Annotated in this window: 22 protein-coding genes; 8 read left to right on the top strand and 14 right to left on the bottom strand. The window is 32.1% G+C overall.

Annotated features, from left to right (window positions below; translation table 11 throughout):
• Positions 1-36 precede the first annotated feature (36 nt).
• The 5 genes from nikB to JG553_RS04050 all read left to right on the top strand — a co-directional run bounded on the left by nikB (position 37) and on the right by JG553_RS04050 (position 3,897).
• Complete coding sequence (nikB, locus tag JG553_RS04070; RefSeq protein ID WP_000469949.1) at positions 37-1,023, top strand: nickel ABC transporter permease; 987 nt, start codon at positions 37-39, stop codon at positions 1,021-1,023.
• On the top strand, positions 1,016-1,846 hold the full coding sequence (gene nikC / locus JG553_RS04065; protein ID WP_000548932.1) for a nickel transporter permease: 831 nt from the start codon (positions 1,016-1,018) through the stop codon (positions 1,844-1,846). Before nikB ends, nikC begins: the two co-directional genes overlap by 8 nt.
• On the top strand, positions 1,833-2,606 hold the full coding sequence (locus JG553_RS04060) for an ATP-binding cassette domain-containing protein (protein ID WP_000052317.1): 774 nt from the start codon (positions 1,833-1,835) through the stop codon (positions 2,604-2,606). Before nikC ends, JG553_RS04060 begins: the two co-directional genes overlap by 14 nt.
• Positions 2,599-3,300: an ABC transporter ATP-binding protein gene (locus JG553_RS04055; protein ID WP_000571258.1), complete on the top strand. Its 702-nt coding sequence runs from the start codon at positions 2,599-2,601 to the stop codon at positions 3,298-3,300. Before JG553_RS04060 ends, JG553_RS04055 begins: the two co-directional genes overlap by 8 nt.
• A gap of 123 nt (positions 3,301-3,423) precedes the next feature.
• Entirely contained in the window at positions 3,424-3,897 is a 474-nt protein-coding gene (locus tag JG553_RS04050; RefSeq protein WP_000523665.1) for an SWIM zinc finger family protein, read from the top strand.
• Positions 3,898-3,944: 47 nt separating this feature from the next.
• Here JG553_RS04050 and JG553_RS04045 read toward each other — a convergent pair whose 3' ends face one another.
• The 11 genes from JG553_RS04045 to JG553_RS03995 form a co-directional block, all read right to left on the bottom strand.
• Entirely contained in the window at positions 3,945-4,712 is a 768-nt protein-coding gene (locus JG553_RS04045; protein ID WP_001213019.1) for a Cof-type HAD-IIB family hydrolase, read from the bottom strand.
• A 682-nt stretch (positions 4,713-5,394) separates the two neighbouring features.
• The gene (femB, locus tag JG553_RS04040) at positions 5,395-6,654 is read right to left on the bottom strand and encodes a glycine glycyltransferase FemB (RefSeq protein ID WP_000673098.1); all 1,260 of its coding nucleotides are present in this window, start codon (positions 6,652-6,654) and stop codon (positions 5,395-5,397) included.
• A gap of 18 nt (positions 6,655-6,672) precedes the next feature.
• Positions 6,673-7,935, bottom strand: a complete 1,263-nt coding sequence (gene femA, locus JG553_RS04035) for a glycine glycyltransferase FemA (protein ID WP_000673309.1) — start codon at positions 7,933-7,935, stop codon at positions 6,673-6,675.
• 321 nt (positions 7,936-8,256) lie between these two features.
• On the bottom strand, positions 8,257-8,985 hold the full coding sequence (gene trpA / locus JG553_RS04030; protein WP_000163627.1) for a tryptophan synthase subunit alpha: 729 nt from the start codon (positions 8,983-8,985) through the stop codon (positions 8,257-8,259).
• Positions 8,978-10,192, bottom strand: a complete 1,215-nt coding sequence (gene trpB, locus JG553_RS04025; RefSeq protein WP_001041337.1) for a tryptophan synthase subunit beta — start codon at positions 10,190-10,192, stop codon at positions 8,978-8,980. Before trpB ends, trpA begins: the two co-directional genes overlap by 8 nt.
• Positions 10,185-10,817 carry a phosphoribosylanthranilate isomerase gene (locus tag JG553_RS04020; RefSeq protein WP_000768192.1) on the bottom strand — a complete coding sequence of 211 codons (633 nt, stop codon included), beginning with the start codon at positions 10,815-10,817 and terminating at the stop codon, positions 10,185-10,187. Before JG553_RS04020 ends, trpB begins: the two co-directional genes overlap by 8 nt.
• Positions 10,817-11,599, bottom strand: coding sequence for an indole-3-glycerol phosphate synthase TrpC (gene trpC, locus JG553_RS04015; protein ID WP_000154116.1), 783 nt, complete (start codon positions 11,597-11,599; stop codon positions 10,817-10,819). The genes JG553_RS04020 and trpC overlap by 1 nt, the downstream gene beginning before the upstream one ends.
• Position 11,600: 1 nt before the next feature.
• Positions 11,601-12,599: an anthranilate phosphoribosyltransferase gene (trpD, locus tag JG553_RS04010; protein WP_000173832.1), complete on the bottom strand. Its 999-nt coding sequence runs from the start codon at positions 12,597-12,599 to the stop codon at positions 11,601-11,603.
• 5 nt (positions 12,600-12,604) lie between these two features.
• Positions 12,605-13,171 (bottom strand): anthranilate synthase component II, encoded by a 567-nt coding sequence (locus JG553_RS04005; protein WP_000604817.1) that lies wholly within the window; start codon positions 13,169-13,171, stop codon positions 12,605-12,607.
• Positions 13,168-14,574, bottom strand: a complete 1,407-nt coding sequence (locus JG553_RS04000) for an anthranilate synthase component I (protein WP_000350978.1) — start codon at positions 14,572-14,574, stop codon at positions 13,168-13,170. Before JG553_RS04000 ends, JG553_RS04005 begins: the two co-directional genes overlap by 4 nt.
• Before the next feature lie 491 nt (positions 14,575-15,065).
• On the bottom strand, positions 15,066-16,097 hold the full coding sequence (locus tag JG553_RS03995; RefSeq protein WP_000433354.1) for a M42 family metallopeptidase: 1,032 nt from the start codon (positions 16,095-16,097) through the stop codon (positions 15,066-15,068).
• A 164-nt stretch (positions 16,098-16,261) separates the two neighbouring features.
• On the opposite strand from JG553_RS03995, the gene JG553_RS03990 reads away from it, so the two are divergent.
• On the top strand, positions 16,262-17,353 hold the full coding sequence (locus JG553_RS03990; RefSeq protein WP_000214264.1) for a prephenate dehydrogenase: 1,092 nt from the start codon (positions 16,262-16,264) through the stop codon (positions 17,351-17,353).
• A 136-nt stretch (positions 17,354-17,489) separates the two neighbouring features.
• Here JG553_RS03990 and JG553_RS03985 read toward each other — a convergent pair whose 3' ends face one another.
• Complete coding sequence (locus JG553_RS03985) at positions 17,490-18,752, bottom strand: Y-family DNA polymerase (RefSeq protein WP_000283016.1); 1,263 nt, start codon at positions 18,750-18,752, stop codon at positions 17,490-17,492.
• A gap of 147 nt (positions 18,753-18,899) precedes the next feature.
• Between JG553_RS03985 and JG553_RS03980 the strand changes: the two genes are divergently transcribed.
• Positions 18,900-19,085 carry a 2-hydroxymuconate tautomerase gene (locus tag JG553_RS03980; protein ID WP_001123276.1) on the top strand — a complete coding sequence of 62 codons (186 nt, stop codon included), beginning with the start codon at positions 18,900-18,902 and terminating at the stop codon, positions 19,083-19,085.
• Positions 19,086-19,172: 87 nt separating this feature from the next.
• Here the strand turns inward: JG553_RS03980 and JG553_RS03975 are convergent, their stop codons facing one another.
• Positions 19,173-20,156 (bottom strand): LCP family protein, encoded by a 984-nt coding sequence (locus tag JG553_RS03975; protein WP_000356975.1) that lies wholly within the window; start codon positions 20,154-20,156, stop codon positions 19,173-19,175.
• 136 nt (positions 20,157-20,292) lie between these two features.
• Here JG553_RS03975 and msrA point away from each other — a divergent pair, with 136 nt between their 5' ends.
• Positions 20,293-20,802 carry a peptide-methionine (S)-S-oxide reductase MsrA gene (gene msrA, locus JG553_RS03970; RefSeq protein ID WP_001024830.1) on the top strand — a complete coding sequence of 170 codons (510 nt, stop codon included), beginning with the start codon at positions 20,293-20,295 and terminating at the stop codon, positions 20,800-20,802.
• 202 nt (positions 20,803-21,004) lie between these two features.
• Here msrA and mprF read toward each other — a convergent pair whose 3' ends face one another.
• Complete coding sequence (gene mprF / locus JG553_RS03965; protein WP_001071135.1) at positions 21,005-23,527, bottom strand: bifunctional lysylphosphatidylglycerol flippase/synthetase MprF; 2,523 nt, start codon at positions 23,525-23,527, stop codon at positions 21,005-21,007.
• Positions 23,528-23,926: the final 399 nt, after the last annotated feature.

Raw genomic sequence — 23,926 nt, 5'->3', positions numbered from 1 at the left:
AAAGTGTTAGTAACTTACACAAGGAGGGGGACTATTATGTTCATAATAAAGTCTATGTTGTATAGACTGATGCAAATGATAGTTGTTTTATTTGTTATTTCTACACTTACATTCATTTTAATGAAATTATCACCAGGCAATCCTGTTGATAAAATATTACATCTTGATGTAGCACAAGTGTCGACGGAACAAATAAATGCAACCAAAGATAAATTGGGATTAAATGATTCTTTATTGGTACAGTGGTGGCATTGGATGAATCATTTATTACATTTTAATTTAGGAAAAAGTTTTGAATCAAAAGAACCGGTAACACAGATATTATTCAACTATGCACCCATAACATTACTCATATCATTTTCAACATTAGTAGTGTCGTTATGCATATCTATACCGCTCGGCATTATAGCAGCCAAACGATTTCATAAGTGGACGGATAAAGTGATTAGAGTGATCTCAACACTATCGATTAGTTTACCAGCGTTCTTTATCGGTATTATTTTATTATTTATTGTCACAAATTTAATGAATATAGATAGCGTTATACTAAGTCAGTTTATATTACCTGTAATCACGCTATCTTTAGGTATGTGTGCATACATCATTCGTTTAGTGCGTTCTAATTTATTGATGTTATTGCAAAGTAATATCGTACAAGCATCAAGATTACGCGGTATGAATGAACGTTATATTTTAATTCATGATTTACTAAAACCAACAATTTTGCCGATTATCCCATTACTAGGGATTTCACTTGGCAGTCTAATAGGTGGTACTGTAGTGATTGAAAATTTATTTGATATACCTGGTATTGGTTATCTATTAATGGATAGTATTAAATCTCGAGATTATCCTGTTATTCAAGGATGCGTGTTATTTATTGGCTTCTTCGTTGTTATTATCAATACGATTGCTGATTTATTAACGTTATTACTTGATCCGAAGCAGCGTTTACAATTAGGAAATCCAAAAATCAAAACCAATACACCATTGATATCAGAAAGTAGTGACCGTCATGCATAAAATATTTTCAAAGAATAACCTGATATTTTTTGTATTCGTTGCATTTATTTTTGTGGTAATTGTACTGCAATTCTTTGTCAGTAGTGAAAATGCAACCAAAGTCAATTTATCACAAACTTTTGAACCTATTAGTTGGTTGCATTTATTAGGAACTGATGATTATGGGAGAGATTTATTTACCCGAATTATTATCGGTGCACGTTCAACATTGTTTGTTACTGTTTTAACATTAATAGCTATCGTTGTCATAGGTGTTACACTAGGTCTATTTGCCGGATACAAAAAAGGGTGGATTGAACGATTAGTGTTAAGGTTTATTGATGTTGGTCTAAGTATTCCAGAATTTATCATCATGATTGCTTTAGCAAGTTTTTTTCAACCATCTTTATGGAATTTAGTTATCTCAATTACATTAATAAAATGGATGAATTACACAAGGTTGACTAGAAGTATAGTTAATAGCGAAATGAATAAGCCTTATATAAAAATGGCACAATTATTTCATGTACCAACAAGAACAATATTAATACGTCATTTAACACCTAAAATTATACCGGCTATTATCGTTTTGATGGTCGTTGATTTCGGTAAAATCATTCTATATATAAGTTCACTATCATTTATTGGGTTAGGTGCACAACCGCCAACACCAGAGTGGGGCGCTATGTTGCAACAAGGTCGTGATTTTATTTCGTCTCATCCAATTATGTTGATTGCACCTGCTTCAGTCATTGCTATAACTATTTTAATTTTTAATTTAACCGGTGATGCACTAAGAGATAGATTGCTGAAACAACGGGGTGAATATGATGAGTCTCATTGATATACAAAATTTAACAATAAAGAATACTAGTGAGAAATCTCTTATTAAAGGGATTGATTTGAAAATTTTTAGTCAACAGATTAATGCCTTGATTGGAGAGAGCGGCGCTGGAAAAAGTTTGATTGCTAAAGCTTTACTTGAATATTTACCATTTGATTTAAGCTGCACGTATGATTCGTACCAATTTGATGGGGAAAATGTTAGTAGATTGAGTCAATATTATGGTCATACAATTGGCTATATTTCTCAAAATTATGCAGAAAGTTTTAACGACCATACTAAATTAGGTAAACAGTTAACTGCGATTTATCGTAAGCATTATAAAGGTAGTAAAGAAGAGGCTTTGTCCAAAGTTGATAAGGCTTTGTCGTGGGTTAATTTACAAAGCAAAGATATATTAAATAAATATAGTTTCCAACTTTCTGGGGGCCAACTTGAACGCGTATACATAGCAAGCGTTCTCATGTTGGAGCCTAAATTAATCATTGCAGACGAACCAGTTGCATCATTGGATGCTTTGAACGGTAATCAAGTGATGGATTTATTACAGCATATTGTATTAGAACATGGTCAAACATTATTTATTATCACACATAACTTAAGTCATGTATTGAAATATTGTCAGTACATTTATGTTTTAAAAGAAGGTCAAATCATTGAACGAGGTAATATTAATCATTTCAAGTATGAGCATTTGCATCCGTATACTGAACGTCTAATTAAATATAGAACACAATTAAAGAGGGATTACTATGATTGAGTTAAAACATGTGACTTTTGGTTATAATAAAAAGCAGATGGTGCTACAAGATATCAATATTACTATACCTGATGGAGAAAATGTTGGTATTTTAGGCGAAAGTGGCTGTGGTAAAAGTACGCTCGCTTCATTGGTTCTTGGCTTGTTTAAACCTGTTAAAGGAGAGATTTACTTAAGTGACAATGCTGTGTTACCGATTTTCCAACACCCTTTAACTAGCTTTAACCCTGATTGGACGATTGAGACCTCATTAAAAGAAGCGTTATATTATTACAGAGGTCTAACTGATAATACTGCTCAGGATCAATTATTATTACAACATTTATCTACTTTTGAGTTAAACGCGCAATTATTGACTAAATTACCAAGCGAAGTGAGTGGCGGACAATTACAAAGATTTAATGTCATGCGTTCGTTATTAGCACAGCCTCGCGTTTTAATATGTGATGAGATAACTTCAAATTTAGATGTTATAGCTGAACAAAATGTAATCAATATATTAAAAGCGCAAACGATTACGAACTTAAATCATTTTATCGTTATTTCTCATGATTTATCCGTGTTACAACGCTTAGTTAATAGAATTATCGTTCTTAAGGATGGCATGATAGTCGATGATTTTGCAATAGAGGAATTATTTAATGTTGATAGACACCCTTATACAAAAGAATTAGTGCAAGCATTTTCATATTAGTTATTTAAGAATGCGATAATTCTAGACTTGTTATAAAATATAGATAAATCAAGTATTTTAATCTAGACACTTATCTATTTTATTTTCTTTATTTAAAAATAATAATAAAAAGGAGTATCATTAATGGGATTACTTGATATTGCAAGTATTCGTTCTATAGAAAGAGGCTTTAATTATTATCAAAGTGAATGCGTCATTAACTTAAAATCATTTTCAGAAACGCAGCATGAGGCTGAAGTAAAGGGCAGTGGCAACAAAGTATATCGTTGTTATATTGATATGGAACATCCTAGAAAATCCATATGTAATTGTCCTCATGCTGATGGAAGACGAGTGATATGTAAACATATGATTGCATTACTCTTTACAGCTAGTCCAGAAGCAGCAAATAAACATATAATGATGTTAAACGAAGTTGAAGAAGACTATCAATTACGCAGAAATATGTGGATTGATAGTCTTAAAGAAATGATTAATGATATGAGTGAAGAAGAACTCCGCGATGCATATTTAAACATGTTAATTGAACATGGAGAAATGGCAGAATTATTTGGATTAGATGAAGAGGAAGAAATGTTCGAGGACGAATTTTATTAAAATAGCCCCTATCGATTGATAATGATTATCATTTGATAGGGGTGTTTTTATTTATATGATTTTAAGACTTTGCAAATAGCTTGTGCATTATTATTGATGTGTTTGATTTTATCAAGTTTCAATATTGCGTGTGTGTATGCTTCTGATGGTCCTATAATATAGCCACTACTAGCATGTTGTAACATGACAATATCATTGTGGTCATTACCAAATGCTATATATTTAACATCTGCATCAAATATATATTGTAATGCAGTATATTTGTTAATATTTTGCGCTGTTATATCAATGTTATACTCATTTGAATGGTGAATCATTTCCAATTCTTGATGGTATTTATCTAGCTCGTCTAATATAGTTGTAATTTGTGCCGGGTCTATATTTAATAAAATAATCTTGATTGGCGTGTCGATATTTGCAACATCAATACAACTGGCCAGCTTATGTGGATCTAAACGCTCAAAAATCGCGTTCTCAGCGTCAAGTTGTGCAGCATAATTCCAATCATCATCAATAATATAATCTAACTCATACTTTTGAATTATTTTGAAGATATGATGATATGTATCAGTATGAATTGGTTTGATAACAGAAATCTTTGATTGCTGTGAAATCATAGCACCATTTGCGCCAATTAATGTGTGCTGATGAAATACTGATGGTAAAACTGGCAACAAATCACGAATCGGACGTGCTGATGCAAATATAAGTTCATGACCATCATGTTGTAATTGTAACAATGTATCAATAATAGTCTGGTCAATTAATCGGCCGTCAAAACAAAGCGTACCATCAATATCAAAGACAAATCTCATCAAATCACTCCAAACAATATAATACCATGATTATAGCATAAGTAAGTTATGTGACGATATTAGATAATGATTATGATGTAGGGTACCTTTTGCGTTACACACATATAACTTCCTATAATATATATTATGTAAACTAGAATGTGAAATTCCATAAGGGGACTTATATAACTGTATGTTTGTGTAGTGTTTATGTCAGTAAGCTAAATTTACATTCATGTTATGTTTCATTAAACCAATTACTCACGTTTTGGTGCATATTAAATCTTTTATATCGATCATACATCTATCATCATTTTTATTTCTAAAATACAAACTGAATACTTTGCTAGAATTTGTTACAGCAATCATTGCTCATGCATTTTATAAATTACAATTAGACAAATATGACATTTGATATCACACACTTGCAAACACACACATATATAATCAGACATAAATTGTTATGCTAAGGTTTATTCACCAAAAATATAATACATATTGGCTTGTTTTGAGTCATATTGAATGAATTAAAAAGTATACTCAACTCAATCATTTACAAATAGGTTGTGCAATTCATATTTATATTTATTGCAATCACTTGTTAAACTTGTCATTTAATATATCATTATTCGAGGCTTTATTAAAAAACATATAAAAAAGAGCCTATAGTATCAATAACTATAAGCCCTAACATCATTTACATCTATTTCTTTAATTTTTTACGTAATTTATCCAATGTTGTGAACAACCAATATTTCACTTTATGAATTGGTTTATAGAAATCCCCTATTAATTCTTCGATTTGTACATTAAATCCACGTTTAAAGCGGTATACGCCATAATCTTCACTGTTTTCCGTAAAATCACCTGATAAACCATAGAAATTATAACGATCATAGCCATTATCGAAGCAATAGTTAATCATAAACCAATGCATCATGTATGGTCCCATAAATTGATTATATTTTTCTGATGAACCACCAGAGAAATAATTCACTTCATATGCATTTGCAAAATAAACGCCAGAAGCAAGGTTTAGAATTGGGCCGTCCGTTTTGCTCAATTCACTTGCATTCAATAATTCATGCTGATCATGATCAATTTGCTTATCTAATTCTGCAATTTTCTTCATTTGCTTATCTGATTTGTTTTCTTTCGCCATCATTTGATCACGACGATTTTCTTTGTCATTCAATTCCTGTTGCAACTTTAACACATATTCATCAAGGTCAATATATGCTAATGGTACTAATACTTTATCTCCATATGTGTCAATAAAGTTATAAAAATAATCATCTGTTTTTGATACAAATCCAGCACGCTCTTCAGTTTCACGATATAAATCTAAGAAAAGATTGAACTCATCACGTTCAAGGAATCTGACTTTAACACCATAGTTTATCGCTTTATTAATATTACGTTTACGTTGACTATCAAATGTCTTTTTCAATGTTTCGGGTGTTTTACCTTCAAGGTTTAATACGCCCATCCATCGTACTTGGCTCGATGTATCATACTCAGTTGTAAAGCCATGATGCTCGTAACCATGTGATTTAAACAAGTTTACTAGGGCATCATTTTTCTCGCGACCTTCAAATGGCACGATATCTTTATCATATAGATGATATAACCAATACGGATCTAATTTAACATATAAACATTGATGTTGCTGTAAATATTTATCTAACTCTTTTAAATAATAATCAACTAATCCTAAATCTGAAAAATCCATTACTGGACCACGATTCGAATAGTAAACATAACTTCCCATAGTAGGAATTTTAGAGAAAAGGCTTGCTGCAATTACTTTGTTATTGTCGTCTTTAATACCTAATAAAACTACTTCAAAGCCATCATTCTCACGGGTAACTATATTTTCTTTTACTTGGAAATAATGACTTTCCAATGATGGATTTTGTACAAAGTTGTCAAATTCGGTAACAGTTAACTCTGTAAATTTCATGTTTTGATAATTCCCTTCCTAAAAAATTCTGTCTTTAACTTTTTTAAGTGCGGTATATGCTGCGTAAACAGGTTTATTAATTGGTTTAATAAAGTCACCAACATATTCAATAATTTCAGCATTGTAACCTTTTTTGAATTTAACTACACCAGCATCTTCAGCATCTTCTGTAAATTTACCACTAACACCATAGAAATTATAACGGTCAATGCCATGATTTAATGCATAATTAATCATTTCCCATTGCACTGCATAACTTCCGGCAAAATGACGGAATGCATTTGATGTACCACCAGCATAATAAACAACTTCAAATGGATTGATAAAGAAGAAACCAGCAGAGATAGGTAATTCATTACCATGTTCTTCTTGTAGACGTTTACCTTCTTCAATCTTTTGCTCATTTGCATCAAGTTGTTGTTGTAAGTTATCTCGCTTGTTATGTGCTTTTTTATTTTCAGGACGTTTTTCAATATCCTTTAACGCTTTATTTAAATCTTTATTTAAAATATCACGCTCTTCGTTTAGTTCTTTAATATATTCATCAAAGTTGATATACGCTAAAGGTACTAACACACGGTCTTTGTAATATTTTAAGCGATTGTAGTAAAATTTGTCATCACGATCAGCAAAAGCTTTTGATTCTGACGTATCTTCCATAAATGATCTAAAAATTGGTAGTTCTTCTTCAGATAAAAATCTTACTTTAACACCATTCTTTTTAACTTTTTTCGTGTTTCTTTTTCTAAGTCCATCCATATTTTTAATGATGTCATCTGCTGTTTTATCTTTTAAATCTAACACTGAGTGATAACGAATTTGTAGCACAGGATCAAATCCTTTATGGAATCCAGTATGTTCAAATCCTAAGTTACTCATTTTATCAAAGAACCAATCATTACCAGCATTACCTGTAATCTCGCCATCATGATTCAAGTATTGATATGGTAAATATGGATCGATATGTAGGTATAGACAACGATGTTTTTTAACATATTTTGATAATTCATTAAAGAAAAAGTGTACGAGTTCTTGATTTTCATAATCAATCACTGGACCGCGATTTGAATAAAAATACTTGAACACTTTCATAACAGGTACAGCAGTAAGTAAGCAAGCTGCAATGACCTCGTTATTATTGTTTTTTATTCCCACTAAATGTGTTTCATAACCTTCAGCAAGCTTTAACTCATAGTGGCCAACAGTTTGCGTGAAATGACTGTATGGCATGCTATCTGTAAAGGCACCAAACTCTTTAGCTGTTAAATTTGTAAACTTCATTATCATTACTCCTATTTGTCTCTCGTTAATTAATTTCATTTCCGTATTTGCAGTTTTTCTATTTCCCCTCTGCAAATGTCAAAAATAATAAATCTAATCTAAATAAGTATACAATAGTTAATGTTAAAACTAAAACATAAACGCTTTAATTGCGTATACTTTTATAGTAATATTTAGGTTTTTGAATACAATTTCAAAAAAAGTAATATGAACGTTTGGGTTTGCTCATATTACTTTTTTTGAAATTGTATTCAATTTTATAATTCACCGTTTTTCACTTTTTCAAACAGTATTCGCCTAATTTTTTTAAATCAAGTAAACTTAATTATTCAATGTTTGTTGGATAGATTGTAAATATTTAATGATTTCCTCACGCGTGTTAGATTTAAATCGCTTAACGATTTCGCTACCAATGACAATGCCATCTGCAACCTCTTTTATATCTGCAACATGTTGTGGTGTTCTTATACCAAATCCTGCGACAACTGGCACATTGGCTATCGCTTTAATTGACTCAATTTTTCGTTTTAATTCTGGATGAAACGCACCGTTTTGCCCTGTTGTCGCATTCATCGTCACAGTATAAATAAAGCCTTCCGCATGGGATACGATATCTTTTATACGTTTGTCATCAGTAGTCATCGCAACTAACGATATGATTTTGACGCCATAGTGACTAAATTGTTGTTTTAAACGCTGCGATAATTCATATGGTAAATCAGGAATAATTAAGCCGTAGACACCAGTATCTCGACATTTTTCAAAAAACGCTTGTTCTCCATAATGACAAATAATATTATAATACGTCATTAATACATAGTTACACTTAATTTGATCACCATGTTTTTCTAATTGATTGAAAATATAATCTATCGTGATGCCTTGTTTAATCGCTTGTTGACCTGCTTCCATGATAACTGGACCATCAGCAACCGGATCAGAGAAAGGTACTCCAATTTCAATTATATCTGCACCATTTTCACTCAACAATGTTGCATTTTCAATCAAATCTTTATTGCCCATAATATAAGGTATAAATAATTTAGTCATTTGCAAGACCTCGCTCTACCATATATTGTCTAATTGTTTCCATATCTTTATCGCCACGTCCAGAAATAGTTACTACAATAATATCTTCTTTCGACATCGTAGGCGCTAGTCTTTCAACATAACTCAGTGCATGTGCACTTTCAATTGCAGGTATAATACCTTCATGTTTTGTAAAGTTGATTAAAGCATTCATTGCTTGTGTATCACTAGCATTTTCAAAAGTTACTCTACCAATGTCGTGGTAATAAGAATGTTCTGGTCCAATACCAGGATAATCAAGTCCTGCTGAAATAGAATGTGCTAGTTGCACTTGCCCATCTTCATCTTGAATTAAATACATTTTAGTACCATGTAATACGCCAGGTGATCCTTTGCCAATTGCAAGTGCATGTTTATCAGTATCATCGCCTTGACCTGCGGCTTCAACACCGTATAATGCAACATCATCTTTAATAAATGGATAAAATGTACCGATTGCATTTGAGCCACCACCGATACATGCTACAATTGCATCCGGAAGTCGACCTTCTTTCTTCAATATCTGTGATTTTATTTCTTTACCAATCACACTCTGAAAATCTCTAACAATCGTTGGGAACGGGTCTGGACCTAATGCAGAACCTAATAAATAATGTGTATCATCTACATGACTTACCCAATATTGCAATGCTTTATTAACTGCATCCGATAAAGTCCCTTGACCATCTTCAACTGCCACAACCTTTGCACCAAGTAATTCCATTCTAAATACATTAAGTTGTTGTCTTTTAATATCTTCACTTCCCATAAAGACAACAAGTTCCATATCAAATAATGCAGCAACCGTAGCACTAGCTACACCATGTTGACCCGCACCAGTTTCAGCAACAAGCTTCTTCTTGCCCATTCTTTTAGCAAGCAACGCTTGACCTAACGCATTATTAATTTTATGGGCGCCTGTATGATTTAGATCCTCTCGTTTCAAATATATTTTAGCGCCACCTAGGCTTTCAGTATATGATGCAGCATATGTAAGTGGTGTCGCGCGTCCTACATACTCTGATAAATAGTATTCCAGTTCTCTTTGAAACTCTGGGTCTGCTTTTGCCTCTTTATAAGCTTTTTTCAACTCAATAATTGCTGGCATTAATGTTTCTGGAACATATTGCCCTCCATATTCACCAAAGAAACCTAATTCATCTGCTTCTGTTTGTATTTGTTTATTCATTGTCTCTATCTCCTTTCACAATATTTACAATTGCTGTCATTTTTTCTATATCTTTTCGCCCATTTACTTCTATACCTGATGCAAGATCATAACCTTGATGTGATAATTTAAGTTGATTAACTGTTTGAATATTTTCAGAGTTAATGCCTCCTGCTATCAAATAAGGTATGTCTTTTATGTGCTTCAAAATAGTCCAGTCATATGTTTGACCGGTACCACCATACGACACTGAGGGTGTGTCGATAATAAATAAATCTACGAACCCTTTATATTTATTTATGTTTTGGATTATGTTTTCATCTGCAGCTAAAGCTTTAGTGATTTTAATGCTTGAATATTTCTTTTTAATTTCCTGTATAAAATCAATAGATTCTGTGCCGTGTAACTGTATTGTGTTAATTGACGTATTGCTTAATACGTGTTCAATTGTTGTTAAATCAGGATTTACCATGACACATACTTTATCGATATGATTTGGAACAGCAGACGCTAACTTTTTTATTTGGGTAATTGTTTGATGCCTTTTACTTTTTTCATAATGGATGAAACCTATCGCATCAATAGGTAATTGACTGGCCGCTGTAACATCCTTTATTGATGTAAAGCCACAAAATTTCAATTTCATCATGACTTCACCTTTTGCATTTTCAGTTGTGGTAAAAATTCAGATAGATTGTCACAACGCATAAGCGCCTCACCTATTAGTAAGCCATCGATACCACTATGCAAGATTTTTCTTACATCAGATGCATCGTGAATACCACTTTCAGAAATATAATAATGATTTGTTTTTTTATTTTCTAAAATAGTATTTGTATGTTCCACATTTGTAACAAATCGTTTTAAGTCCCTGTTATTTACACCAATCAATTTAGCATTAACCTTATAGGCACGTTCTAATTCATGGCGATCATGTACTTCAACTAACACTTCTAGATTTTGCGATATAGCGTAGTTATATAAATCTTTCAATTGTTTATCAGATAAGATGTTAACGATCAATAAAATCATAGATGCACCAGCTTGTTTAGCAACATCAATTTGAAGCGGGTCTATAATAAAGTCTTTGCATAATACGGGTAATGTTGTTTTTGTCGTCAATGCTTGTAATCTTTCAAAACTACCACCAAAGTACTTTTCATCAGTTAAAATGGACACGGCATTTGCACCATATTGGTCATAATCTGAGATTTGTTGCGATAAATCTCGTTCAGGTAAGTCATTAACTGTAGGACTCTTCGATTTAATTTCTGCAATAATTGCTAGCTTTGGTTCTTTCTCAATTGCGTTTATAAAAGATTTTTTATTCTGAATCTTCACACTTTTCAAGGTATTAAGTTTGTCTTGATAATAGCCATTTTGTAAAAGTGACTGTTTATATTTAACAATTTCTGATAAAATCGTCATATTATTCACCTCTCATTTGATGGTATTTTTCCAATGCTTCACCATTATCAATCAATGTAGTTGCAAGTTCTATGCCTTCTGCGATGGTATCCACTTTCTCTGCAACATAAAGGCTTAAACCCGCATTTAGTAAGACAACATCACGTCGACTTGACTGATCTTTACCATTCAAGATATTAAGGGAGATTGCTAAATTTTCTTCAGGTGAACCGCCTTTAAAATCACTATTCGGCGCATGTTTCAAACCATAATCAGTCGCATTTAATGTGTAATTTTTGATTTCTCCATCTTCAGTCAATTCATATATCAAATTATCACCAGATAGTGTTGCTTCATCCATACCATTTGCACCATGTAAAACGATTGCACGTTTTCTACCTAAATCTTTAATCGTTTTAGCAACTAACTTTAACTTTGTAGGATCAAAGACGCCTACCATTTGATACGTTAAGTGATATGGATTAATTAATGGACCCACAAGGTTTAATATTGTAGGCTTTCCAATCATTTTTCTAACTGGTTGCATATACTTCATGATTGGATATGATTCAGTTGCACCAATGAATACAAGGTCTTTTTCATTTAATTGGTTAGGTGTATCATCAACAGTTGTTGTTTGTATGTTCATTTGATTTAACAAATCCGTACTACCTGAATTTGAGGTAATACTTTTATTACCATGTTTTATAACTTTTACGCCAGCACTTGCTACAACAAAAGCAACAGTCGTTGAAATGTTGAAACTATTTGACTTGTCACCACCTGTGCCGCACACACACATAGCCCCTTCATAACATGGTTGATGTGGATACATTGTATTAATTAAGCTACGTACAATATATGTTAATTCTTGTTGTTGGATTTCTCGCTCCGAATAGGAACTAAGTAATTCATATTTAATATCAGTTCCAATACTAGGAGAAATAAGTATATCGATTAGCTCTTTAATGTCGCTTTCAAGTAATATAGTTTCAGTTTTTATTCTTGTTAGTAATGTCATGGTTTTCATCCTTCCTTCACTAGATTAATGAAATTTGTAATTATTTTGACACCATAGTCTGTAGCAAATGATTCAGGATGGTACTGAATACCATAATGCGGTCTTTCTTTATGCTCGAATGACTGTATACAATCTTTGGTACGTCCAGTAATTTTCAATTCTTCTGGAAAATTGTCAGGGTTACTTATTAATGAATGATATCTCATAATTGAAAACTGTTCTGGTATATCTTGATATAACAGATGTTGATGATGCGATATAACCTTTAGTGTATCAACTTTGCCGTGCATAACCTTGTCGCCTTTAATGACTTCTCCACCGTAGTAACAAGTCAGTGCCTGAGCCCCTAAACAAATACCTAAAATGGGTTTGTGTTGATAGGTTGATATGATTTTCATTAACTGTTGATCGTCTAATGGATGCCCTGGACCAGGAGATATAATAACAGCGTCCACCGATTGATTCAGCACATTATCATCATCAGGGTATTGAACAATGACGTCAGTATGTTGAGCAACAATATCCACTAGGTTATATGTAAAGGAATCATAATTATCTACAACTAAGATCATGGGCTCACCTCCAATAAGCTTTTAGCTTTCAATTTCGTTTCATTCAGTTCTTTTTCAGGAATAGAATCATATACAACGCCACAACCAGCTTCTACGTTGATATACTGCTCATCTATCATCATCGTTCGAATTGCTAATGCAAAATCTAAGTTATGATTACAATTTATGTATCCAACACCACCACTATAAACGCCCCGTTTATGTGGATATTGTTCATATATTCTTTCAATTGCACGTAATTTTGGTGCACCTGAAACGGTACCTGTTGGTAATAAATTCGCAATAACTGTCATTGGCGATAAATTTTGATTTATTTTACCTGTGACTTCACTTACGATATGCATAACATGTTCATATTTTTCAATAACCATTAATTTAGTAATTTTTGAGGTACCGATTTTACTTACTCTATGAATATCATTACGTCCTAAATCAACTAGCATACGATGTTCGCTGCATTCTTTTGGATCATTAAGTAGTTGTTTCATATTCTCATTATCTATTTGTGTCGTCTCACCACGTTGAATCGTACCTGCAATAGGATTAGTTGTTACAATTTGATCTTTGACACTTACGAAACTTTCGGGAGAACTACCGACAATATATGGTTGATCGATATTAAGATAATACATATATGGACTTGGGTTTTGTCGTTTTAAATTTTGATACAGTTGAAACGAAAGTTGATTTAAATGCTGACTAGCATGATGCGCATATTTGTAAATTCTTGATGGCACAACTTGGAACATATCCCCTTCTGTTATTTTCTCTTTGAAATACTGAATCATTTCGATAAATCTTTCTTCAGAAATGTTTGATTGAATTTCTTTAGTTTTAAAATCAAAATCTTGTGTAGGCATGAATGGTTGGATTTTAGTTAAGTCTTCGATAGACTTAATAACTCGATTCTCAAGATCTGATTTTGTTGAATTTGAAAATTGATTCGTCGCGATGATATATAACTCATCTTTGTAATGGTCAAATACATAAACTTGTTCAACCATATATAACCTTACATCGTGCTGCTTGTGATCTTCTAATTGTATTGATTGCAATTTAGGAAATTCATGTCTTACTAAATCAAAGCTACACGTCCCAACATATCCAGATATAAATGGTAATGACTTAAGTTGCTCATCTTGAATATTATGGTAGTCTTCATTTATTTTAGTCGTTAAATAATGGTACGGTCTTTCAGTGATTTGATACGATTCTTTTAAAGTACTTACTGATAATACATCATTATCTAAAGTTAAAGTGCCATAAATATCAAAAATAACAACTGAATAGCGACCTTTAGTTTGTTGTTGATTTGTACTTTCCAAAATGATCTTCTTGGAATGAAGTTGTGCTAAAACTTCGGGCGTTACATTTGCTTTTATTTTTTTATAAAATATATCCATTCTATACGCTCCTTTCAAAAAAGCGCCAGCATCCTTATCAATATAAAGGACGCTGACGCGTGGTACCACCTAAATTAACCGAATATTCGAAATATTCATAGTTCACTCTTTACTATATATAATTTTTCTGTTGCAGACAAAACCCAATTTCATTAATCTCGGTGTTAGTTCACATCATCCACTAACTTTCTGTTGCTACCTTTAATTAACTACTACATTTTGTCTAAATAAAAAGACACCACATAACGCATATACCTGTAAGGACGCGTTACCGTGGTGCCACCTTAGTTAACATAATTCATGTTCACTTTCAAAACTCATTCAATTGTTTTCCAAAGTCCAATTCACAAGATATGGCGTGCTAATTCCCATCACCCATTAGCTTTCTATTTGCTACGTTTCATATCTGCTACTATTTCTTTAGAAAATTCTAATTATTTTTATAGTTCATTATATTACATAGGTCGTTCACATTTGTCAACACTAATTGTTTACTCAATTGGTGATAAGCAATATGCATATAGTAATTTCTCTGTCGCTTTAATAGAATCAATATGTGTTCGTTCCATTGCATGAGATGATTCAATGCCAGCGCCAAATAAACCATGTCTGATATCCGCACCAGCATGTAAAGCTGCTGAAGCATCTGAACCATAATATGGATATATGTCTACTTTATATGGAATGTTATTTATTTTGCAAAGATTAACTAGGTGCGATTTCAATTGCTTATGATATGGACCTGAAGCATCTTTGGCACAAATAGAAACTGTATATTCATCCGATGCTTGACCGTCTCCCAACGCGCCCATATCTAATGCAATATATTCTTTGATTTTCGAATCAATTGATGCATTTGCACCGTAACCTATTTCTTCGTTATTAGAAATATAAAATTGCGTTGTATGTGGTAATATTATTTGCTCTTCTTTTAATTTCTTTAGTAATTGTAGTATCATCGCTACGCTAGCTTTATCATCTAAATGACGAGATTTAATAAAACCTGATGACGTGATAACTGTACGTGGATCAAAGCTAACAAAATCACCTACTGAAATACCTAAACTCTTTGTATCTTCTTCTGATGTAGTTACTTCATCAATTCTTATTTCCATATGCTTTTGATCTCTAGGTATTTCATGATTATTTCTATATACATGAACACTTGTTTCATGCAGACAAATTGTTCCTGTATATATTTGACCAGCATCAGTTTTAATTTGGCAATATTCACCCTCAATCGCGTTATACGTGAATCCTCCAATTAATTCTATTGCTAAGCGACCATCTTCTTTAATTTCTTTAACCATTGCACCTAAAGTATCAACATGAGCAGTAATACAGCGTTGTACTTCATCATTTTTGCCTGGCACTGTTATTAATAACGCACCTTTATTTGTTAGTGTTGTTTGATAACCCAAGTCTTTTGCATATTTTTCGACAAATTGAATTGCTTCTTCTGTGTCTCCTGAAGGACTATTAATACCTGTTAATGTTTTAATCATTTCTAATATTGGTTCCATTGATTTACCCCTCCGTTGCCATTGTGTTACTATACTCTTTATTGTAGATGATTTATCTCCGTTTATCTATTAATGCTATTATCGATTTTTATTTACTATTGCACTGTGTCAACAGCTCATTTACAATGTTATTATTCTGAAAATTTCGAAATAAGGTGATTTATATGACAACAGTTTTATTTGTTGGGCTTGGATTAATTGGTGGAAGTCTTGCTAGCAATATAAAATACCATAACCCTAATACTAATATTATTGCATACGATGCAGATATTTCTCAGTTAGATAAAGCTAAATCAATCGGCATTATTAATGAAAAATGTTTAAATTATAGTGAAGCTATTAAAAAAGCCGATGTAATTATTTATGCAACACCTGTTGCTATCACAAATAAATATCTTAGCGAGCTTATAGATATGCCAACTAAACCTGGTGTTATTGTTTCTGATACTGGTAGTACTAAAGCAATGATACAGCAACACGAATGCAATTTATTAAAGCATAATATTCATTTAGTCAGTGGTCATCCAATGGCTGGTAGTCATAAATCTGGTGTACTAAATGCTAAAAAGCACTTATTTGAAAACGCTTATTATATTTTAGTCTACAATGAGCCAAGAAATGAGCAAGCAGCAAACACGTTAAAAGAACTGTTATCACCTACTCTTGCTAAATTTATTGTAACTACTGCTGAAGAACACGACTACGTAACAAGCGTCGTAAGTCATTTACCTCATATCGTTGCATCTAGTTTAGTTCATGTTAGTCAAAAGAACGGTCAAGAACATCATTTAGTTAATAAACTTGCAGCTGGTGGTTTTCGTGATATCACTCGTATAGCTAGTAGTAATGCACAAATGTGGAAAGATATCACCTTGAGTAATAAAACGTATATTTTAGAAATGATTCGACAGCTAAAAAGTCAGTTTCAAGATTTAGAAAGACTAATTGAAAGCAATGATTCTGAAAAATTGTTATCATTTTTTGCCCAAGCTAAATCGTATCGCGACGCACTACCCGCTAAACAACTAGGTGGACTAAATACTGCGTATGATCTATATGTAGACATTCCGGATGAATCAGGTATGATAAGTAAAGTGACTTATATCCTGAGTTTACATAACATATCTATAAGCAACTTAAGAATCTTAGAAGTACGCGAAGATATATACGGTGCTTTAAAAATTAGTTTCAAAAACCCTACTGACCGAGAACGCGGTATGCAAGCATTGAGTGATTTTGATTGTTATATCCAATAATTATTAAGTCTCTTTTGATAAATTCCATGTATTCTTAGATATTATTGTGAAAATCTATTGTGATATATGAAATATTTATCTTTAGAGACTTATTTTATACGAATCACAGTTATATATTACTTAAACCGTATAGTCATTACATTTTATGTCCAGCCATTAAACCTAATCTGCCGTGTTTTGTACCTGCTTCTGTAAACGATACTGCTTTGGACACAATACCTTTGCCGTATTTCAAATGTAATTGGTCTATCGTTTTAGCTAGACATTCGTCACGTTTGCGTTGGTATTCATCTTCAAACAGACTTAACTGTCGCTCATCCTCATTAATAAATTGACTCAAAGATATACTTAGCGTACGATATAGTGCTTGTTTATTACATAATTTATCTGCGAAATGCATTACTACTTTATAAATATCTTTTTCTAAGTTTGTTGGATCTTTCAAAGTATATTGCTTATGTACACCGCCTTCATCACTATAGCCAAAGGCAAAATGTATCGTTCTTGCCACTTTTTTTCTTGCTCGAACTCTGCTAGCAACATCTTCAATTAACTCTTGCATTACTACTTTTGCTTCATCAAAATGATAATCTCTCATTAATATTTGACTTTTGCATATCGATGGATTGCTGATCTTGTGCTTTTCACGTACTTTACTCTGATCTATCCCATTCGCATGTAGATGCATATCAACACCTAAAATACCGAACTCTTTTTTTAAAAATTTATATGGATATTTCGCTAAATCTCCTATAGTAAAAATTCCTCTTTTATTCAATTTGGCTTCTGTTCGACGATTAATACCCCAAAAATCTCGCAAGGGCTGAATTGGCCATAATTTCGTTGGTACATCTTGATATCGCCATTCAGCTATACCATTTTGACTATGCTTCGCTTCAACATCCATAGCAATTTTACTTAATAACATATTAGAACCAATGCCCACAGTACAATAAATGCCTGTTTCTTCATAAATTTCACGTTTAAGTCTTTCGCAAAATGCATGTACTGTAGAACTAAATCTATGATAGCTATCAGTAACATCCATAAAAAATTCGTCAATACTATATTGGTGTAAATCTTCAGGTGGAATATAACGCAATGCAATCTTAGAAATAGCAACTGAAACATTAAGATATTTACGCATACTTGGATTGATAATGTAAATATCATTTCTATGTGGTATTTCAAACAATCGCGACCCTGTCTTGATGCCTAATTCTTTTAATTTAGGTGTCGCAGCCAATATTACAGAACCCTGACGCTTAGTATCTGCAACAACAGCTAGCTTTGTTTCTAATGGATCTAGCCCCTTTTCAATACAAGAAACACTCGCAAAAAAACTTTTTTGGTCAATACATAGAACATCCCTATCTTCTAATAAATGATAATTATACACTGTTATTCCTCCCTTACTTGAATCTTATTATATACGAACACGTGTTCTATTTCAACTATTTTAGAACAAATGTTCTGTTATTTTGCAAATGAATTTTTAAGTATTACATGATATACTCAAATTAATAATGATTAGGAGGTTTGGATGATGCCAATCGTCAATGTAAAATTATTAGAAGGTCGTTCGGATGAACAATTAAAAAATTTAGTTAGCGAAGTAACTGACGCCGTAGAAAAAACAACGGGGGCAAATAGACAAGCAATTCACGTTGTTATAGAAGAAATGAAACCAAACCATTATGGTGTGGCTGGCGTAAGAAAGTCAGATCAATAATTCTTCATAAGATGCATGCCAATTAATTCTTTGAAAACGAACAAGGCGACTTCTATCTGAGTATGATAGAAATCGCCTTGTTTATTTTTAATCTTCATCTAAAAAGTCTTTAATAGCTTGTTTATTTGTGTTTTTATTAATCTGTAATGCACTACCATCAGTATTTGTATTGACATCTTCGTATGAGTTCTTGATTGGCACAGTCAATGACTTAACATCTTTTTCACCTCGGATACCAAAACTCAAACCTGTTTGGAAAATCCCTGAATCAGGAATGTTTGTATTCACATAGCCTCTTAAAATACCTGCAACTTTTGGTAATTTAACAACTGTTCTAAAATTAACCATTTCTTTTTTCAATGTTTGCATCACTTGTTGCTGACGTCGCACGCGTCCGAAGTCACCTTCAGGGTCGTGACGGAATCTTGCATAACCAAGTAATTCTTTACCATTCAACCTATGGTTACCCTTTTTCAAAGATACACCAATATTTTTCGACATATCTTTTTCGACATTAATTGGTACACCTTCAGGCATTAATTCATCAATCATTTTCTCAAATCCAGTAAAATCAACTACTGCATAATATTCAGGATTAATTCCTAAATTTTTATCAAGTGTTTTTCTAAGTAGCTCTGGACCACCTAAAGCGTATGCTGAATTAATTTTGTGTTTTCCATATCCTGGAATATCTGCATAAATATCACGCATGACAGACATCATTTTCATCTTTTTATTGATAAAGTCATATTGAACAACCATGATAGAATCTGTTCTTGATTGTCCACCTTGTGCTTTATCTGCACCGAGTACAAGAATAGAAATTTTACCATCATTTTTTACTGGTCCATTAAATTGATGTACTTTAACATCTTTCGCATGTTTCTTGGCATATTCTACACCGCTATTGTAACTATGTACAATATATACAACTAATGCGATAAGTAAAATTACAACAATCAGAAGAATGATAGGTAATTTCCTAATTTTCTTCTTCTTTTTTCGCTTAGGCGCCGAAGTGCGATGTTCACTTTGACGTCTATATTCGTTGTCATTAGTTTCTTTATCCATATTTACCTACCTTATATCTTCAAAAATAGATTTTTGTGTACTATAATAATCACATATTAACGTTATATAAAAACAATTCAAAAAGCAAGTGATTTCTTAATAAATCGTACTAAGGTCTAATGAAAGGATGTCAAAAATGAATATTAATACAGCTTATTTTGCCGGAGGTTGCTTTTGGTGTATGACGAAACCATTTGACACCTTTGACGGCATAGAAAAAGTAACTTCTGGATATATGGGCGGACATATTGAAAATCCTACTTACGAACAAGTAAAATCAGGTACGAGTGGTCATTTAGAAACTGTTGAAATTCAATATGATGTTGCATTATTCTCATACAATAAGTTATTAGAAATATTTTTCTCAGTCATTGACCCATTAGATACAGGTGGTCAATATCAAGACCGTGGTCCTCAATATCAAACAGCTATTTTCTACACTAATGATCATCAAAAAGAACTCGCTGAGACTTATATCGAGCAGCTTAAAAATACGATTAATGCTGATAAGGCAATTGCAACAAAAATATTACCAGCGTCACAATTTTACAAAGCCGAAGACTATCACCAAGATTTTTATAAGAAAAATCCAGAGCGCTATGCAGAAGAACAAAAAATACGCCAAGAATACAAAAATAAGCAATAACATTTATACTTGATGAAACTGATTGGACTGATAATAAAAGTTAGGCGACTTAACTTTAGCTCATTTCAATATTAAAATACGGTACAGATAGGAAACTTAAATATTCTTATCTGTACCGTTTTTTATAAATCATTCTTTATAGAAACCAAAAAATCCAAGCGCATCAGGCATAACTGTATACCTCTTAGCACTTGGATTTTAATTATTTGTGACGTATTACACGCATTACTTTAGAAAGTGATTCCCAAAGCGAATTATCTTTACGATAAACTAAAAAGCGTGGTTCCCAATTCGGATTATATTTAGATTTATAACGACGTAATCCTTGGAAACGATATAGACCGTTGAAATGTTCAAAGACACGGCCTGCAAGTCGTTCTCTTAAATATGAATAATGCAATTGACCAACGTTCGATAACGTTGCCATACCCATATTAAATTTTGTATAACCTTGTTCTTTACTCCAAAGTAACATATGCAAGTATAGACCATCCATTAATGGTAAATCTAACTCTGGCAACCATCTAATTAAATCGACTGAAATGGCATCATTAAAGTATGTTGGCATTAAACTACAAAATGCAATTACTTCATTTTCTTCATTTCGCATTACACCAATTGGCGCTTTAGATAAGTATTCTTCATTAAATTCACCAACAGAGAAATGCATTTCCTGACGATTATCTAGCCATAAATCACTTACATGTTGAAGTTCATTTATAAATTCAGTTGAAAACGGTGGTTCAATAATTTCGAACGAAATATTAAGTTCATCGAATTTATTTAAAGTCGCTCTAAATCCACGGCGTTTTTTACCTGAAGTTGAAAATTGCGTTAAATCAATAATTGCTTCTTCACCTAATTTGAAAAATTGGTTACCGAAATTATGATATAAAGGCATGTGTTGATCTGTAACTTGATAGAATATAACATCATAGCCTAAATACTCAGCGTAATTATAGAATGCTTCTAACAATTCATCAAAGGCATTTTCATCACCTAACGGATCTCCAAGAACCACTAATGAACTTGCTTTATAACGATACATTAAAAATGCTGTTTTATTTTCATTAGTGAAAAACTGCTTGTCACCACTATATATCAAGTGACTCAAATAATTACCGCCGTACTGATTAATAATCTCCTCGCAATCTTCAATTTTAGAAGAAATACGTACTTTGCTAAATTGATAATCAAACAACCATGCAATCATACCTATGATGATAGCGATGATTAAAATCGTAAGCCAGAAGTAATAGCGCAATACAGATGTATGCATTTCAATCGTATAAATATCTAATGCATATAACGTTCCAGCAATAAATATATGGTTAACATATAAAATAAATAAACTGAATAAAAGCATTGCAACTATATTTCTCATTCTTACTGGGCGTTTCAACCTACGTGCTCTACGGAAAGCTACAATAAGCAGAACAAAAATAATAGCTAACCATGTTATTAAAATATATGAAGCGTAAGTGAAGAATGTCGCCACTGTGATTAATAAAATTGAAATCATAGCAAAGATAATGGCACGTCTACTTTGCTTATAAATACCAACTACATTCAGTAAAAGTAATAAACAAGCACTAGTATGAATTGCCAATAGAATATAATACGTTAAGTGATTTCCATCATATAAAGCATCGTAAACAATCGTTAAGTTATTTACAAAAAAGATCATACTTGTAAAGAATACTAAAATTGCTAATGATAATGATGGAATTTTAGCAATAATATCCTTTTGATAAGACATTAAAAATGACGTAACATCTTTAGCAGGAATAAAGTATTTAGATCCCTCAATGTACTTCTTAGCTGATGTACCAAATTCAAATGATGATAAAATTAATGCAATAATTACCGGTACAAAATAGTACGCAAAACGATATAGAAGTAGCATTAATAATACTTTTTCCTCAGGGACACCTAAAGTTTTAAATCCTAGTAATACAACTAAATCGAAAGCGCCGAAACCACCAGGAATAAAGCTGACTAAACCTGATAATGCAGCAATGATAAATATTGCAATAAAGGACATGAATGATACATGAGCGTCAACAATTACACCACAGAAATATAATACAACTGCAGCTGCTAACCATTCAACACACGACACTAAAGTGCAGTACAATCCTACAAAACGATTGTTTTTATCGGGTGGTCTAACCATTGAATAAATAATGAATAATGGTAAGAAAAATGACACTACATATAATACCCATCTTACCCATGTAATCTTATCTAAGATTAAAGATGCATCGAAAACATGGAATACAATTAGCAATGATAATAAGCTTAAACCTGTCAACATTGAAATAAGTATTAAGGATATAAAGTGAACTAATTTCTTTTTATCATGCGTATAGTTTTTATAAACCATTGCTCTAACGCCTGCACCAATAAAGCCACCGAAACCTACAATCGCATTCAATGCATTGATGATATAACTTACTCTTAAAACTTTGCCTAAGGATATATCCATTTTTAAAGCTCTAGATAAAATCACATCATACATTGATAGAATAACAAGCGATGCCCCACCACCAATAAATAGTAACACTAAGGACATACGGTTAATCTTACTAAATTCAACCAACGTATCTTTAAAGTTAATACCAGATAACTCCCGATACAATGTGATTGCTACAAAAATAAATAAAGCTGTAGCAAACGTAATTTTTAAGATTGAAAATATTTTGTTTTTAACTTCCTGATTCATTTTTTCACATCAATTCTAATTATTTCTGTTATAAATCAAAATATATCATATAAACCATAAAAATAGCATATCATTTACCTTTGATTTATATAACACTTTTGTCATATTGATATCTGTATTAAGAAGTAAATAGAAAATATTTCTATCTCAAACAGAACAATATGGTTATCTATACTGATTCATATTTAACATAAAGAAAATGATGAATCAATACTTATGAAAAATATTATTAATTAACAGCCGATTATGAGTGCTTCTTAATATATTAAAAATACCACTTATTTTTATTTTCGACATAATAATGAAGTACTAATCAAGTGGCAAATACTCGTTTCATTATGCATGTGCTTTATAAACGGCTAAACTTTCGTAAAAATTTATAAGCTAAACATGTGCTGA

The sequence above is a fragment of the Staphylococcus sp. T93 genome (assembly GCF_016743875.1).
Classification (GTDB): Bacteria; Bacillota; Bacilli; order Staphylococcales; family Staphylococcaceae; genus Staphylococcus; species Staphylococcus aureus.
The sequence above is the reverse complement of the archived record's forward strand: the minus strand, read 5'-3'. Positions and strand labels throughout refer to the sequence as shown.

Excerpts from the sequence above, each read along its gene's own strand:
- JG553_RS04005 (WP_000604817.1), bottom strand. The coding sequence starts at position 13,171 with ATGATCTTAGTTGTAGATAATTATGATTCCTTTACATATAACCTAGTG.
- femB (WP_000673098.1), bottom strand. The coding sequence starts at position 6,654 with ATGAAATTTACAGAGTTAACTGTTACCGAATTTGACAACTTTGTACAA.
- femA (WP_000673309.1), bottom strand. The coding sequence starts at position 7,935 with ATGAAGTTTACAAATTTAACAGCTAAAGAGTTTGGTGCCTTTACAGAT.
- JG553_RS03975 (WP_000356975.1), bottom strand. The coding sequence starts at position 20,156 with ATGGATAAAGAAACTAATGACAACGAATATAGACGTCAAAGTGAACAT.
- JG553_RS04060 (WP_000052317.1), top strand. The coding sequence starts at position 1,833 with ATGAGTCTCATTGATATACAAAATTTAACAATAAAGAATACTAGTGAG.
- JG553_RS03990 (WP_000214264.1), top strand. The coding sequence starts at position 16,262 with ATGACAACAGTTTTATTTGTTGGGCTTGGATTAATTGGTGGAAGTCTT.
- JG553_RS04020 (WP_000768192.1), bottom strand. The coding sequence starts at position 10,817 with ATGAAATTGAAATTTTGTGGCTTTACATCAATAAAGGATGTTACAGCG.
- JG553_RS03980 (WP_001123276.1), top strand. The coding sequence starts at position 18,900 with ATGCCAATCGTCAATGTAAAATTATTAGAAGGTCGTTCGGATGAACAA.
- JG553_RS03995 (WP_000433354.1), bottom strand. The coding sequence starts at position 16,097 with ATGGAACCAATATTAGAAATGATTAAAACATTAACAGGTATTAATAGT.
- JG553_RS04050 (WP_000523665.1), top strand. The coding sequence starts at position 3,424 with ATGGGATTACTTGATATTGCAAGTATTCGTTCTATAGAAAGAGGCTTT.
- JG553_RS04045 (WP_001213019.1), bottom strand. The coding sequence starts at position 4,712 with ATGAGATTTGTCTTTGATATTGATGGTACGCTTTGTTTTGACGGCCGA.
- trpB (WP_001041337.1), bottom strand. The coding sequence starts at position 10,192 with ATGAATAAACAAATACAAACAGAAGCAGATGAATTAGGTTTCTTTGGT.
- nikC (WP_000548932.1), top strand. The coding sequence starts at position 1,016 with ATGCATAAAATATTTTCAAAGAATAACCTGATATTTTTTGTATTCGTT.
- JG553_RS04055 (WP_000571258.1), top strand. The coding sequence starts at position 2,599 with ATGATTGAGTTAAAACATGTGACTTTTGGTTATAATAAAAAGCAGATG.
- mprF (WP_001071135.1), bottom strand. The coding sequence starts at position 23,527 with ATGAATCAGGAAGTTAAAAACAAAATATTTTCAATCTTAAAAATTACG.
- msrA (WP_001024830.1), top strand. The coding sequence starts at position 20,293 with ATGAATATTAATACAGCTTATTTTGCCGGAGGTTGCTTTTGGTGTATG.
- trpA (WP_000163627.1), bottom strand. The coding sequence starts at position 8,985 with ATGACTAAATTATTTATACCTTATATTATGGGCAATAAAGATTTGATT.
- trpD (WP_000173832.1), bottom strand. The coding sequence starts at position 12,599 with ATGACATTACTAACAAGAATAAAAACTGAAACTATATTACTTGAAAGC.
- nikB (WP_000469949.1), top strand. The coding sequence starts at position 37 with ATGTTCATAATAAAGTCTATGTTGTATAGACTGATGCAAATGATAGTT.
- JG553_RS04000 (WP_000350978.1), bottom strand. The coding sequence starts at position 14,574 with ATGGATATATTTTATAAAAAAATAAAAGCAAATGTAACGCCCGAAGTT.
- trpC (WP_000154116.1), bottom strand. The coding sequence starts at position 11,599 with ATGACGATTTTATCAGAAATTGTTAAATATAAACAGTCACTTTTACAA.